Consider the following 13,256-nt stretch of genomic DNA (forward strand, 5'->3'; position numbering starts at 1 on the left):
CATGGACGATCGGCAGGACGCCAAGGACGCCAAGGACGCACCGGAGGCCAGGGACGCACCGGAGGCCAGGGACGCACCGGGCGCGAAGGACGTACCGGGCGCATCGGAAGGGCCCGCCGGCTCCACCGCCGTTCCGTCCGAGCCCGACGGCGCGTCGCGCGAGAACCCTGGGCCGGCCGGAGCGGGCGGAGACGGAGAAAACGGAGACGGAGCGGGCGGCGACGGAGAGAAGCGGCGGCTGCGCTGGGAGGCGGGCGCGGCGCTGGCGGTGCTCGGCGCCGTCATCGTGGCCGTCGTGGCGTTCACCACTCCGTGGCAGGCCCTGGCGGCCGGGGCCCCGGACGTGGCGCCCGACCCGGCGCGTGACTTCACCGCAGCCCAGATCGCCCGGGCGGCCGCGTTCGACGCCGCCACCAGCGTCCCGAGCTACCTGTCCTACGGGCTCGGCATCCTGTTCGCCGGAGTGCTGGTGCTCACCCCGTTCGGCACGCGGCTGCTGGGCCGCCTCAAGGGGCCCTGGTGGCTGCGGGTGGTCCTGGGCGTGCTGCTGCTCACCGCGCTCGTGCAGGCCCTGCGGTGGCCACTGGGGATGTGGTTCGAGGTCCGGCTGCGCGAGTACGGCCTGTCCACGCAGGACTGGGCGGCGTGGACAGGTGACCGGCTCAAGAGCATGGGCGTCAACATCGTGCTGCTGTCGATCATGGCTCTGGCCGTGGTGGCGCTGGCGCGCAAGGTGAGGCGGTGGTGGATCCCGGCCGCCGCCGGGGCGTTCACGCTGACGGTGGTCGCCTCGTTCGTCTACCCGGTGGTGTTCGAGCCGCTCTTCAACGACTTCCACTCCATGCCCGAGGGCTCCCTGCGCACTAACCTGCTGGCCATGGCCGAACGGGACGGCGTGCCGGTCGAGGACGTGCTGGTCGCCGACGCCTCACGCCGCACGACCGCGCTGAACGCCTACGTCTCCGGGTTCGGCGCCACGCGCCGGATCGTCGTCTACGACACGCTGCTCAAGGCCCCGCAGGCCGAGGTCGAGCTGGTCGCCGCGCACGAGCTGGGGCACGCCGCGCGCCGCGACGTGCTCAACGGGACGCTCGTCGGCGGTCTGGGCGCCGCCTTCGGCGCCGTCCTGCTCTTCCTGGCCTTCGACCTGGTACGCCGGCGCGCCAAGGTCGCCTCACTGGCCGACCCGAGGGCGGTCGGCGTGCTCCTGGGCCTGATGACCCTGGCCGGCGTGCTGTCCGGCCCCGCCCAGAACGCCATCAGCCGCCACGTCGAGGCCCGGGCCGACGTGCACGCCCTGGACCTGACGAAGGATCCGGTGACGTTCGTCGCGATGCAGAAGCGCCTGGCGGCCACCAACATCTCCGACCTGTCCCCGGACCCGGTGGAGTACCTGCTCTACGCCTCGCACCCCTCCACCCCCGAGCGCATCGCCCTGGCCCGCGCCTGGGCCGGGCTGAACGGCGTCCCGGCGCCGTGACCGGAGTGGTCATCGTCACGAACGACTTCCCGCCCCGGCCGGGCGGCATCCAGTCGTTCGTGCACGGTCTCGCCCTGCGCACCCCGGGCGTGGTCGTCTACGCCTCCGCCTGGCCGGGGTGCGCCGAGTTCGACCGGCGTCAGCCGTACCAGGTCGTCCGTCACAGCGGCTCGCTCATGCTGCCCACACGCGACGTCGCCCGCCGGGCGGCCTCGCTCGTCGCCGAGCACGGCGCGCGGTCCGTGGTGTTCGGCGCGGCGGCCCCGCTCGGGCTGCTCGCGCCCCGGCTGCGCGCGGCGGGCGCGCGGCGGGTGGTGATGCTGACCCACGGCCACGAGGCCGCCTGGGCGGCCGCTCCCGGGTTCCGCGCGGCGCTGCGCCGGATCGGTGAGCACGCCGACGTGGTGACCTACCTCGGCGAATACACCCGCAGCCGGCTCGTGGCCGCGATCGCGCCGGACAAGCTGGTGCGCCTGGCGCCCGGCGTGGACACCGGCCAGTTCCGCCCCGGCGCGCCCAGAGCCGAGCTGGGTCTAGGCGACCGGCCGGTGGTGGCCTGCGTGTCCCGGCTCGTGGCGCGCAAGGGCCAGGACACTTTGATCAGAGCCTGGCCCGAGGTGCTCAGGGCGGTGCCCGGCGCGGTGCTGCTGCTCGTGGGTGGCGGCCCCTACCTGGGCAGGCTGCGCAAGCTGGCGGGAGGCCAGGAGTCGATCCGCTTCACCGGCACCGTCCCGGCGGCCAGCCTGCCCGGCTACTACGCGGCGGCCGACGTGTTCGCCATGCCGTGCCGCACCAGGATGGGCGGGATCGACGTCGAGGGGCTGGGCATCGTGTTCCTGGAGGCGTCGGCGACCGGCCTGCCGGTCGTCGCGGGCGCCTCGGGCGGCGCCCCCGACGCCGTGCGCCACGGCGAGACCGGCCTGGTGGTCGACGGCACCGACGTGGGTGAGGTCGCCGGGGCGCTGGCCGAGCTGCTCGGCGACCCGGAGCGGGCGCGGAAGATGGGCGCGCGCGGCCGCGACTGGATCGTCCGCGAATGGACCTGGGACCTGGCCGCGGCCCGCTTCCGCGCGCTGCTCTGACACCTCGCGATCTCACCATGGCCGGTCGTACGGCATCCGGGCACCGCAGGGTCCCTCAATCGTCACTACAACATGCCCACGGAACGCCACGAATCGTGACATGAAGGCCCGGCAACGGCAGCAGTCCACAGTTACGGATTGCGCGAATCGTCACTTATGGCACATCTATTTCCCGAATGAGCGGGAAAGAATCTCACCGAGCTGGTGCACCAGGCTCGTACATGCACGACCACACAATAGGGGAATTGTTGGTGAAGCATTTAAACGGTAGGAAAGTGAAGACCGGGATCGCGGCCGTGGGGCTGGCCGCGGGCATGCTCCTTACGCCGATGCCGGCATCCGCGACCTCCGGCGACGTCGCGGCCATGGGATGCCAGACGACCTCCGCGGTGCTCACGTACACCAGCGGTGGGAGCTGGAGCAGGAACTGCAGCGGCACCTACTCGATCGGCAGGAGTGCCACCAGGTTCTCCGCCGGCGGCTGGTCCGGCTACGTCACCTACCCGGCCTGGCCCGACGGCCATCGCGAATTCTGCGATTTCCAGAGTTTCTCCATAGGATCCACCGTCACCTCGGTCACCCTCTATGCCACGAAGGCCCCGTGGTGCCCCTGACCTCGGTCCAGGGGATCAGCTCGGATATCGGCGGGGCCTTGTTCGCAAGCTGAATTCACCCAGAAACAGCAGTGCCGTCCCGCATTTCCGCTGAAAGCGTTACAGGAATGGCCGCGAGCTCAGCTCGCGGCCATTCCTGTGCGCGGCGGCGGCACGGCCGGCACGAAGGCTAGCCCTTGGTGGAGCCGAGCGTGAGCCCGGCGACGAACTGCTTGTGCAGGAGCTGGAAGACGATCAGCGTCGGCAGGGCCACCAGCACCGACCCGGCCGCCAGCAGGTTGTAGTCGGTGAAGAACTGCCCGCGCAGGTTGTTCAGCGCCGAGGTGACCGGCAGCTTGTCGCCCGAGGACATCAGCACCAGCGCCCACAGGAAGTCGTTGTACATCCAGGTGAACTGCAGCGTGGACAGCGCGGCCAGCACGGGACGGCACAGCGGCAGCGTCAGCTGCCAGTAGCGCCGCCACACGCCGGCCCCGTCGACCAGCGCCGCCTCGTTGATCTCCTCCGGGATCGTGCGCATGAAGTTCGCGATCACGAACACGCAGAAGCCGAACTGGAACGCGACGTGGATGAGGATCAGCCCGAGGTAGGAGTCGTACAGCGCCTGCGAGTCCGACAGCCACGCGGGCAGCGGGATCATCGTGTAGAGCGTGTAGAGCGGCGTGAGCAGCACCTGCGGCGGCAGCAGGTTGCCCGCGGTGAAGACGATCAGCAACGTCCTGCGGCCCGGGATGCGCAGCCGGGCGATCGCGAACGCCGTGAACGACGCCAGCATCAGCGTGATCAGCACCCCGGGCACCACGATGACGAGCGTGTTGAGGTAGTAGCGGGGCAACTCGGCCTGGCTCCACGCCTCCCCGTAGTAGTCGAGGGTCAGGTGCTCGGGCAGCGAGAGGTAACCCAGCCGGGCCGTCTCGTCGTACGGGCGGAGCGAGGCGTAGACCGCCAGCGCGAGCGGCGTCAGCCAGCCCAGCGCCACCATGGCGAGGAAGACGTGCAGCAGCACCCGCAGCGGGCGCACCGGGCGGCGCGGCGGCGCGGCCGGCCGCCGCGACGTCCTGGCCGGTACGGGCGCGGTGAGCGTCATCGTTCCTCCCTGAACAGCTGCGACAGGTACGTGACGATGAACCCGAGCGAGATGGCGAGCAGGATCACCGCGATGGCCGAGCCGAACCCGATCCGGCTGGCCTCACCCACGATGTTCTCGGTGACCAGCACGGACAGCAGCTCCAGCCCGTTCCTGCCCCGGTTGATGGCGTAGACGATGTCGAACGCGCGCAGCGCCTCGATCACCGTGATGACCAGCACGATCACGTTGATCGGCCGCAGCGTCGGGAACACCACCCGGAAGAACGTCTGCGACTCGCTCGCCCCGTCGATGGCCGCCGCCTCCTTCAGCGCGGGATCGACCGCCTTGAGCCCGGCCAGATAGATGATCATCACGTACCCGACGTGCCGCCACCCGGCGGCCACCATGACCACCCAGATGTTGATCGAGCGGTCGCCCAGCCAGTCGACGGTCAGCCCGGTCACCGCGTTCAGCACGCCGTAGTCGGAGGAGTAGACGAGCTGCGCGATGAACCCCACTACCGCCAGCGACAGCACGACCGGCATGTACAGCGCGCTCTGGTAGACCCGCGACAGCCGCAGCCGCCGGTCCAGCAGCACCGCGCAGAACAGCCCGAACGGGGTCGCGATCAACCCGAGGAAGCCCAGCCAGAGCACGTTGTTGCGGACGGCCGACCAGAACGGCGGATATTCGCCGGCCAGATCGGCGTAGTTCTCCCCGCCGATCCACTCGATGGGGCCGATGCCGTTCCAGTCGGTGCCGGACAGGCCCACGCTGGCCAGCGTGGGCCCCCAGATGAGGCCCACGTTGACGACGATGGCCACCCCCAGCCCGATGACCAGGATGGTCACGTCGCGGGCGGAGTAGCGACGGGTCTTGACTGCCATCAGCGGAAGATGTTGGCCTTCTGCTTCTCGATGCCGGCGAGCAGCGAGTCGATCTCGTTGGGTGCGCCGACGAAGGACTGCAGTGACGGGATCATCACGGTCGAGGCGAAGTCGGGCCGCGTGTCGCGGTCGAGGAACTGCGCGATGTGCGACGCCTTGGACACCAGCTCGGCGCCCCGCTTCTGCAGCGCGCTGTAGCCGGCGGTGTCGGCCTTGGAACTGGCCGCCAGCGTGCCCGGGTCCAGCTTGGTGGCGATGTTCTGTGACGCGCCCTGCGCGAGGTGCTTGAGCAGCGCCTTGGCGCCCTCGACGTTCTTGGCCTTGGCCGAGATCATGTAGCCGTCGATGGGGGCGTCGATCGAGTCGGTCCCGTACGCGGGGTTGATCTCGGGGAAGGTGAAGAAGTCGATGTCGTCGCGCTCGCTCTCCGGGAACTGCTGGGCGACGAACATGCCGAGCAGGTACATCCCGGTCTTCTTCTGCTGCAGCGACTGCGCTGCCTCCTGCCAGGTGCGTCCCAGCGCCGCCGGCTGGTGAAACTCCATCAGCCCGCGCCAGGTGTCGAAGACCTGCCTGACCCGGGGGTCGGTCCACGACTCCTTGCCGGCCATGAGCGAGATGTGGAAGTCGTAGCCGTTGGTCCGCATGTTGATGATGTCGAACGTGCCCATCGCGGGCCAGCCGTCCTTGTCGGCGAACGCGACCGGGATCAGCCCGTCGGCCTTCATCTTCCTGGCCAGCGCGGTGAACTCGTCCAGCGTCGCGGGCGGCTCGTACCCCTTCTCCGCCCAGAGGCTCTTACGGTAGAAGACCGCCCACGGATAGTAGGTGAAGGGCACGAAGTACTGCTTGCCGTCGCTGCCGGTGGAGGCGGCCTTGAAGGCGGGCGTGTAGTCGCCGCCGATCTCCCGCCACACGTCGGAGATGTCGGTCGCCAGCCCCTGCTCGGCGAAGAACTGCATCCGGTAGCCGGCGAACCAGGTGAACACGTCCTCCGGGGTGCCTCTGAGGTAGCGGTTGATGTTCTCCTGGAACGTGTTGTGGTCCACGGTGTTGATCTTCACCTGGGCCGAGGTGAAGCTCTCCAGCACCGAGGCGAGAGACTTCTTCGGCACCTCGTCGGAGGCGTTGGAGCCGATGGTGACGGTCCCCAGGCTGTTGCCGGAGGCCTTACCCGGTGTGGCGGGCTGGTCGGAGCCGCAGCCGGCGAGGACGGCGGGGACGCCGAACGTGGCGGCCGCGCCGAGTAACAAGTTGCGGCGGGAGATGGGCATGCGTTGGTTCACGGTGGTTCCTCCTTGCCCGGACCCTCAAGTTCCCCCGAGTTCGCTCACCTTCCTTCATCGAAAAGCCAACATTTCGGACTGTCAACGCACGATTTCATGACGAATCGCTGGCAATCACTGCCAAGGTCCTGCACAACCCGCCACGAGCGTTCACGATTCACCAGGGCTCCGGACATGTTCCCCAAGCTCAGACCTTGCCCCGACGCGGGGGCGTGTCATGATTCCCCCAACGGCATGTCGGAAAGTGTTGGGATCTGGTGATGCGATGCTGGCCCCGCAGCGGCAGCAGGCCATTCTGGAGCTCGTCCGTCTGAACGGCGGTGTCAGGGTCGTCGACCTCGTGCGCGAGTTCGGCGTCTCCGACATCACCATCCGCCGCGATCTCGAAGTGCTCGCCGAGCGGGGGCTGCTGGCCAAGGTGCACGGCGGTGCCACCGTGATTGGCACCGGGTCCACCGACGAGCCCGGCTTCGCCGCCAAGTCGGTGCAGCAGGAAGAGGAGAAACAGGCCATCGCGCGCCGCGCGACGAGCATGGTGCGGCCCGGCACCGCGGTGGCGCTCTCGGCCGGCACCACCACCTACACGCTCGCCCACCGGCTGGCGAACACTCCCGGCCTGACCGTGGTGACCAACTCGGTCCGGATCGGCGACGTCTTCCTGCACACCGGCCGGCCGGACCAGACGGTCGTGCTCACCGGCGGCGTACGCACCCCGTCGGACGCGCTCGTCGGCCCCGTCGCCGTGGCCGCGATCCGCCTGCTCAATGTGGACGTGCTGTTTCTCGGTGTGCACGGGATGACGGTCCGGGCTGGGTTCACCACGCCGAACATGATGGAGGCCGAGACCGACCGCGCGCTGGTCGAGGCGGCGAGCAGGCTCGTCGTGCTGGCCGACCACACCAAGTGGGGGACGGTCGGGATCAGCACCATCGCCCGGCTCGGCGAGGCCGACGTGCTCGTCTCCGACGCCGGCCTGCCCGATCCGGCCCGGAGCGTGCTGGCCGAGCACGTCGGCGAGCTGGTCATCGTGTGACCGCGCGGCCCCGCGCGAGAGGGGCCGGGCTCAGGAGTAGAGAGCCTCGATGTCGGCGGCGAAGTCGCGCAGGACGACGTTGCGCTTGATCTTGAGGGTGGGCGTCAGGTGACCGCTCTCCTCGGTGATGTCCGTGTCCAGGATCGCGAACTTCTTGATCTGCTCCGCCTTGGACACCGAGGCGTTGGCCCGGTCGACCGCGCTCTGCACCTCGGCCAGGATGAGCGGGTCGGCGCGCAGGCCGGAGGACGAGGCTCCGTCCCGGCCGTTGGCCGCCTTCCACTGCTCCAGCGCCTCGGGGTCCAGGGTGATCAGGGAGGCGACGAACGGCCGGTCGTCGCCGACGACCATGGCCTGGGAGACCAGCGGGTGGGCGCGCAGCGCGTCCTCCAGCGGGCCCGGCGCGACGTTCTTGCCCGCCGCGGTGACCAGGATCTCCTTCTTGCGCCCGGTGATCCGCAGGTAGCCGTCGGAGTCGAGTTCGCCGACGTCGCCCGTGTGGTACCAGCCGGAGTCGTCGGTCGCGGCCTGGTCGTTGTTCCAGTAGCCGTCGAAGACGTGCCGGCCCTTGGCCAGGATCTCGCCGTCCTCGCCGATCCCGATCGTCACGCCGGGCAGCGGCTTGCCCACGGTGCCGATCTTGTTCGCGCCGGGCATGTTCACCGTGCAGGGGGCGGAGGTCTCCGTCAGGCCGTAGCCCTCGAAGATCTCGATGCCGATGCCCCTGAAGAAGTGGCCGAGCCGCTCGCCGAGGGCCGAGCCGCCGCAGACCGCGGCGCTGAGCCGGCCGCCGGTGGCCGCGCGGATCTTGCCGTACACGAGTCTGTCGAACAGCGCACGGCGCAGCCGCAGCCCGAGACCCGCGCCGCCGGAGCTCTCGGCCCGGCTGTAGGCGACGGCGACCTCCACGGCCTTGGCGAAGATCTTGCCTTTGCCGCCGGCGACGGCCTTCTGCTCGGCGCCGTTGTAGACCTTCTCGAAGACCCTCGGCACGCCCAGCAGGAACGTCGGCTTGAAGTCGGCCAGGTCGGGGGCGACGTTCTTCATGTTGGGGGTGTGCGCCAGGATCGCGCCCGCCTCGATGATGGCGACCTGGATCATCCGGGCGAAGATGTGCGCCAGGGGCAGGAACAGCAGCGCCGCGGGGGCCTGCCCGCCGAACAGCGGCTCCAGCGGCCCCTTCACCACGTTGCGGGCGGTGAACAGCAGGCTGTCGTGGGTGATGCGGCACCCCTTGGGCCTGCCGGTGGTGCCCGAGGTGTAGACGATCGTGGCCAGGTCGGCCGCGCCCACCCGCTCCCGGCGCCCGGTCAGAACCTCGTCGGCCACCGCGGAGCCGTCCAGCGAGCCGTCCAGCGCGGCCTCGACCCGCCAGACGTCCTTCAGCTCCGGCGCGGCCTCGCGCACGGTCGCCTCGTGCGTGTCGAGCTCGACGAAGACCGCCTTGGCCGCGCTGTCGGACAGGATCCAGCCGACCTGGTCGGCGGAGGACGTCTCGTAGATCGGCACGGTGACGGCGCCGATCGACCAGATCGCGTAGTCGATGAGCGTCCACTCGTAGCGGGTGCGGGACATCAGCGCGACCCGGTCGCCGTGCTCGACGCCCGCCGCGATGAGCCCCTTGGCCAGGGCGGCGACCTGGTCGCGCAGCTCGCCGGCGGTGACGGCCGGCCAGGCGTCGCCGACCTTGCGGCGCATGACCACGACGCCGGGCTCCCGCTCGCCACGCTCGAAGATCGTGTCGGGCAGGCTCGCGGTGGCAGGCACATCCACCAGAACGGGGACGGAGTACTCGCGCACGGATCAGCTCCTCCGGGTGCACGCATGGGGACGACCAGGACGTTACCGGGATAAGTTACGCACCGGTAGCTTCGTCATCCAGGCGTTATCAAGGCTGTTCATCACGCTAGCAGCCGATACTCGTAGGATTCCCCGCATGAGGGTCCATGTCGTCAGTGATGTCCATGGCAGTGCCGAGGCGCTGGCCAGGGCCGGAGACGGCGCCGACGCGCTGGTCTGCCTGGGCGACCTGATCCTCTTCATCGACTACGACGACCACGCGCAGGGCATCTTCGCCGACCTGTTCGGCGCCGAGCGGGCCGCGGAGTTCATCGGGCTGCGCACGGCCAAGAGGTTCGACGAGGCCAGGGCCATGTCGGCGCGGCTGTGGGCGAGTCTCGACGGCGATCCGCGCGAGCACATCGAACGCAACGTGCGGGCCCAGTACGCCAGGCTGTTCGCCGCCATGCCCGAGCCCGCCTACCTCACCTACGGCAACGTGGACATCCCACGGCTGTGGGGCGACTACCTTCGCGACGGCCACCAGGTGTTCGACGGCCAGAGCGTGGAGATCGGCGGCCTGCGGTTCGGCTTCGTCGGCGGCGGCCTCAAGACCGAGTACCGCACGCCGTACGAGATCAGCGACGAGGAGTACGCCGCGAAGGTGGAGGCGGTCGGCGAGGTCGACGTGCTGTGCTGCCACATCCCGCCCGCGGTGCCCGAGCTGCTGTACGACGTGGTCGCCCGGCGGCTGGAGCGGGGCAGCGAGGCCACGCTGGAGGCGATCCGCCGCACGCAGCCGCGCTACGCGCTGTTCGGCCACGTGCACCAGCCGCTCGTCCAGCGCACCCGCATCGGCCGTACCGAATGCGTCAACGTCGGCCACTTCCGCGGGAGGGGCGTCCCGTACGTCCTCGAATGGTGATCCGACCTGCGCCAGGGCCGGGGCGGGCAGTCCACCGCGAGGGGCGAATCCTGCACTACGGTGTTCGCATGGCTGATCGCACCACTTCGAGCATCACCGTCGACGCCGATCGCGCGGGCGTGATGGCGGTCATCGCGGACTTCCCGGCCTACCCCGAGTGGGCCGGCCAGGTCAAGAGCGCCGAAATCCTCACCACCGGAGCCGACGGCCGCCCCGAGACGGTGCGGTTCGTCCTCGACGCGGGAGTGATCAGCGACACCTACACGCTCGGCTACACCTGGCACGACGACGAGAGCGTGAGCTGGCGGGTGGTCGAGCCGGGCAAGATGATCTCGGAGCTGGCCGGGAGTTATCTGCTGGCCGGCTCGGGCAGGGGCACCGACGTGACGTACGAGCTCGCGGTCGATCTCAAGGTCCCGATGATCGGCATGATCAAGCGCAAGGCGGAGAAGGTGATCGTGGACACCGCGCTCAAGGGCCTCAAGAAGCGCGCCGAAGGTCGCTGAGGTGAGTCCCCGCGTCCTGCTCTTCACCGGGAAGGGCGGCGTCGGCAAGACCACGGCCGCCGCGGCCACGGCCACGCTCGCGGCCCGGCGCGGCCTCAAGACGCTGATCGTCTCCACCGACACCGCCCACTCGCTGGCCGACGCGCTCGGCGCCGAGCCGGGCGAGATCGCGCCGGGCCTGCACCTGCACCAGGTCGACACGCAGAAGACGATGGAGCGCCACTGGGGCGACCTGCGCGACTACGCCAGGGGGCTGCTGGCGGAGCTGGGGCTCGACGAGATCACCTCCGAGGAGATCACCGTCCTGCCGGGCGCCGAGGAGGTCATCGCCCTGCTGGAGCTGCGCGAGCACGCCCGGTCGGGCACCTGGGACGTCATCGTCGTCGACTGCGCCCCCACCGCCGAGACGCTCCGGCTGCTGGCGCTGCCCGAGGCGCTCGACTGGCACATGACCAGGCTGATGCCCATGGGCCGCAGGCTGATGAAGTTCGTCTCGCCGCTCGTGCGCGGCGTGGCCCACGTCACCGCGCCCGGCGACGACGTCATGAATGCGGCCGAGCGCTTCCACCGCGGCCTGCTGGAGGTGCGCGAGCTGCTCACCGGCGACCACGCCTCCGTGCGCCTGGTGCTCACGCCCGAGGCCGTGGTGCTCGCCGAGGCCAGGCGCACCTTGACCTCCCTCAACCTGTACGGCTACCGCGTCGACGCGGTGATCGCCAACCGGGTCTTCCCCTCCGGTGGCGCCGACGAGTGGCGCGACCAGTGGGTGGCGGCCCAGTCCCGGCTGCTCGACGAGGCCGGTCAGTCGTTCGCGCCGCTGCCCGTCCATGTCGTCCCCTACCTGCCCGCCGAGCCCGTGGGCAAGGACGCGCTGGCCGCCGTCGGCGAGGTGATCTACGCCGGCTCCGACCCGTTCGCCGCCCCCGCGGTCGAGCCGCCGCTGCGGTTCTCGGCCGACGAGCTGACCCTGTCCCTGCCCGGCGCCGACCGGGCCGACGTCGACCTGGCGCGCAAGGCCGACGAGCTGATCATCACCGCGGGCCCCTACCGCCGGATCCTGGCGCTGCCGTCGGCGCTGGCCCGACGCGGGATCAGCGGCGCGGTGCTCCGCGACGGCGTCCTCCGGGTACGGTTCAGCTCAGGAGCCGAATCCGACATAGCGAGCGGAGCAGACGATCCCGATCGGACGCGACGTGAGTGAGGAGGGTGAGGGACCCGTGGCCAGGGAGGGGCAGATGACCGAGAGCAACGACCGAGACCCGATCGGGTCCGTCGCCGACGAGGCGCGTAAGCTGTTCGACACGATCCAGGGACATGCCACCCGCCAGGTCGGCAGGACCGTGTTCAAGTCCTTCACCGGCGGTGGCGGGCGCAGGGACACGGACGTGTGGAGCGAGGCGGTGGCCGAGCCCCAGGAGGAGTACATCTGCCGCGCCTGCCCGGTCTGCCGGGCGATGGCCGCGCAGCGCGAATCCGGCGGCGACGTGGCCGGGCATCTGGTGGCCGCGGGCGGCGAGCTGTTCGCCGCCTTCCGCCAGACCATCGACACGTTGAGCAGGCCGGCCCCCCGCAGGCCTCGCGACGACCGCGATCGCCGCGACGACGACCACGGTCGCGACCACGTCGAACACATAGACCTGGGATAGGGGAACATCCGACATGCTCACGATCGGTGTGGACATCGGCGGCACCAAAGTCGGGGCGGGGATCGTCGACGACGAGGGCCGGATCGTCCAGGAGGCGTTGCGGCCGACTCCCGCCGACCGGCCCGACCTGGTGGCCGAGACGGTGGCCGACGTCGTCCGCGAGCTGGCCGAGGGCAGAGAGATCGAGGCCGTCGGCGTCGGCGCCGCCGGTTTCGTCGACGAGACCCGGTCGATGGTGCGCTTCGCGCCCAACCTCGCCTGGCGCGAGGAGCCGCTGCAGAAGAAGATCAGCGGCCTGGTCGGCCTGCCCATCGTGGTGGAGAACGACGCCAACGCCATGGCCTGGGGCGAGACCCGGTTCGGCGCCGGCCGGGGCCAGTCCCACGTGGTCTGCGTCACGCTCGGCACCGGCATCGGCGGCGGGCTGGTGTTCGACGGCAGCCTCTACCGGGGCCGCTGGGGCATGGGCGCCGAGCTCGGCCACATGCAGGTGCGGCCCGGCGGCCGGCCGTGCGGCTGCGGCCAGACGGGCTGCTGGGAGCAGTACGCCAGCGGCAACGCGCTGGTCATCGAGGCCAGGGAGCTCGCCGCGGAGCGGCCCGAGGACGCCCGGATCCTGCTCGGCCTGGCCGGCGGCAAGATCGAGGGCGAGGAGGTCACCGAGGCCGCGCGGCGCGGCGACGCGGTGGCGCTGGCCGCGTTCGACACCCTCGCCGACTGGCTCGGCCAGGGCATGGCCGACCTGGCCGCGATCCTCGACCCCGGCTGCTTCATCGTGGGCGGTGGCGTGTCCCGGGCGGCCGACCTCTTCCTCGACCGGGCCCGCAAGGCGTTCGCCGAGCGGCTGACCGGCAACGGGCACCGGCCGCTCGCCGAGATCCGCCTGGCCGAGCTGGGCGCCTCCGCCGGGGTGGTGGGGGCGGCGGACCTCGCCAGGCTGCGCTGACGG

The 13,256-nt window shown here is 70.5% G+C and carries 13 protein-coding genes; 9 read left to right on the forward strand and 4 right to left on the reverse strand.

All coding sequences use genetic code 11. From position 1 onward, the window contains the following. Window position 1: 1 nt before the first annotated feature. The 3 genes from AC5L3X_RS21340 to AC5L3X_RS21350 all read left to right on the forward strand — a co-directional run bounded on the left by AC5L3X_RS21340 (window position 2) and on the right by AC5L3X_RS21350 (window position 3,176). Window positions 2-1,480, forward strand: coding sequence for a M48 family metallopeptidase (locus tag AC5L3X_RS21340; RefSeq protein WP_494859061.1), 1,479 nt, complete (start codon window positions 2-4; stop codon window positions 1,478-1,480). Further along, window positions 1,477-2,562, forward strand: coding sequence for a glycosyltransferase family 4 protein (locus AC5L3X_RS21345; protein WP_494859063.1), 1,086 nt, complete (start codon window positions 1,477-1,479; stop codon window positions 2,560-2,562). The genes AC5L3X_RS21340 and AC5L3X_RS21345 overlap by 4 nt, the downstream gene beginning before the upstream one ends. A gap of 275 nt (window positions 2,563-2,837) precedes the next feature. Next, a complete protein-coding gene (locus tag AC5L3X_RS21350; RefSeq protein WP_494859065.1) occupies window positions 2,838-3,176 on the forward strand; it encodes a hypothetical protein in 339 nt (112 codons plus the stop codon). A gap of 169 nt (window positions 3,177-3,345) precedes the next feature. On the opposite strand, the gene AC5L3X_RS21355 is transcribed toward AC5L3X_RS21350, so the two are convergent. Genes AC5L3X_RS21355 through AC5L3X_RS21365 form a run of 3 tightly spaced genes read right to left on the reverse strand, consistent with a single transcriptional unit; the run spans window position 3,346 to window position 6,418 of the window. Next, window positions 3,346-4,263 (reverse strand): carbohydrate ABC transporter permease, encoded by a 918-nt coding sequence (locus AC5L3X_RS21355; protein ID WP_189125902.1) that lies wholly within the window; start codon window positions 4,261-4,263, stop codon window positions 3,346-3,348. Next, the gene (locus tag AC5L3X_RS21360; RefSeq protein ID WP_189125901.1) at window positions 4,260-5,132 is read right to left on the reverse strand and encodes a carbohydrate ABC transporter permease; all 873 of its coding nucleotides are present in this window, start codon (window positions 5,130-5,132) and stop codon (window positions 4,260-4,262) included. The genes AC5L3X_RS21355 and AC5L3X_RS21360 overlap by 4 nt, the downstream gene beginning before the upstream one ends. Next, the gene (locus AC5L3X_RS21365; protein ID WP_494859067.1) at window positions 5,132-6,418 is read right to left on the reverse strand and encodes an ABC transporter substrate-binding protein; all 1,287 of its coding nucleotides are present in this window, start codon (window positions 6,416-6,418) and stop codon (window positions 5,132-5,134) included. The genes AC5L3X_RS21360 and AC5L3X_RS21365 overlap by 1 nt, the downstream gene beginning before the upstream one ends. Before the next feature lie 265 nt (window positions 6,419-6,683). Here AC5L3X_RS21365 and AC5L3X_RS21370 point away from each other — a divergent pair, with 265 nt between their 5' ends. Next, window positions 6,684-7,451, forward strand: a complete 768-nt coding sequence (locus AC5L3X_RS21370) for a DeoR/GlpR family DNA-binding transcription regulator (protein ID WP_189125900.1) — start codon at window positions 6,684-6,686, stop codon at window positions 7,449-7,451. Between the two features lie 30 nt (window positions 7,452-7,481). Here the strand turns inward: AC5L3X_RS21370 and AC5L3X_RS21375 are convergent, their stop codons facing one another. Continuing rightward, complete coding sequence (locus AC5L3X_RS21375) at window positions 7,482-9,251, reverse strand: AMP-dependent synthetase/ligase (RefSeq protein ID WP_494859069.1); 1,770 nt, start codon at window positions 9,249-9,251, stop codon at window positions 7,482-7,484. 136 nt (window positions 9,252-9,387) lie between these two features. Here AC5L3X_RS21375 and AC5L3X_RS21380 point away from each other — a divergent pair, with 136 nt between their 5' ends. The 5 genes from AC5L3X_RS21380 to AC5L3X_RS21400 all read left to right on the forward strand — a co-directional run bounded on the left by AC5L3X_RS21380 (window position 9,388) and on the right by AC5L3X_RS21400 (window position 13,253). Beyond that, complete coding sequence (locus tag AC5L3X_RS21380; protein WP_189125898.1) at window positions 9,388-10,155, forward strand: metallophosphoesterase family protein; 768 nt, start codon at window positions 9,388-9,390, stop codon at window positions 10,153-10,155. 68 nt (window positions 10,156-10,223) lie between these two features. Continuing rightward, entirely contained in the window at window positions 10,224-10,661 is a 438-nt protein-coding gene (locus tag AC5L3X_RS21385; RefSeq protein WP_494859071.1) for an SRPBCC family protein, read from the forward strand. A 1-nt stretch (window position 10,662) separates the two neighbouring features. Then, window positions 10,663-11,862 (forward strand): ArsA family ATPase, encoded by a 1,200-nt coding sequence (locus AC5L3X_RS21390; protein WP_494859072.1) that lies wholly within the window; start codon window positions 10,663-10,665, stop codon window positions 11,860-11,862. Window positions 11,863-11,896: 34 nt separating this feature from the next. Further along, window positions 11,897-12,307, forward strand: a complete 411-nt coding sequence (locus tag AC5L3X_RS21395; RefSeq protein WP_494859073.1) for a DUF5304 family protein — start codon at window positions 11,897-11,899, stop codon at window positions 12,305-12,307. Between the two features lie 13 nt (window positions 12,308-12,320). Beyond that, window positions 12,321-13,253 (forward strand): ROK family glucokinase, encoded by a 933-nt coding sequence (locus AC5L3X_RS21400; RefSeq protein ID WP_189125894.1) that lies wholly within the window; start codon window positions 12,321-12,323, stop codon window positions 13,251-13,253. Window positions 13,254-13,256 lie beyond the last annotated feature (3 nt).

It is taken from the genome of Nonomuraea sp. CX421 (genome assembly GCF_059358955.1).

Bases quoted from the DNA above. Each gene is read 5' to 3' on its own strand.
- AC5L3X_RS21355 (WP_189125902.1), bottom strand. From the start codon at position 4,263: ATGACGCTCACCGCGCCCGTACCGGCCAGGACGTCGCGGCGGCCGGCC.
- AC5L3X_RS21380 (WP_189125898.1), top strand. From the start codon at position 9,388: ATGAGGGTCCATGTCGTCAGTGATGTCCATGGCAGTGCCGAGGCGCTG.
- AC5L3X_RS21385 (WP_494859071.1), top strand. From the start codon at position 10,224: ATGGCTGATCGCACCACTTCGAGCATCACCGTCGACGCCGATCGCGCG.
- AC5L3X_RS21360 (WP_189125901.1), bottom strand. From the start codon at position 5,132: ATGGCAGTCAAGACCCGTCGCTACTCCGCCCGCGACGTGACCATCCTG.
- AC5L3X_RS21395 (WP_494859073.1), top strand. From the start codon at position 11,897: ATGACCGAGAGCAACGACCGAGACCCGATCGGGTCCGTCGCCGACGAG.
- AC5L3X_RS21340 (WP_494859061.1), top strand. From the start codon at position 2: ATGGACGATCGGCAGGACGCCAAGGACGCCAAGGACGCACCGGAGGCC.
- AC5L3X_RS21400 (WP_189125894.1), top strand. From the start codon at position 12,321: ATGCTCACGATCGGTGTGGACATCGGCGGCACCAAAGTCGGGGCGGGG.
- AC5L3X_RS21370 (WP_189125900.1), top strand. From the start codon at position 6,684: ATGCTGGCCCCGCAGCGGCAGCAGGCCATTCTGGAGCTCGTCCGTCTG.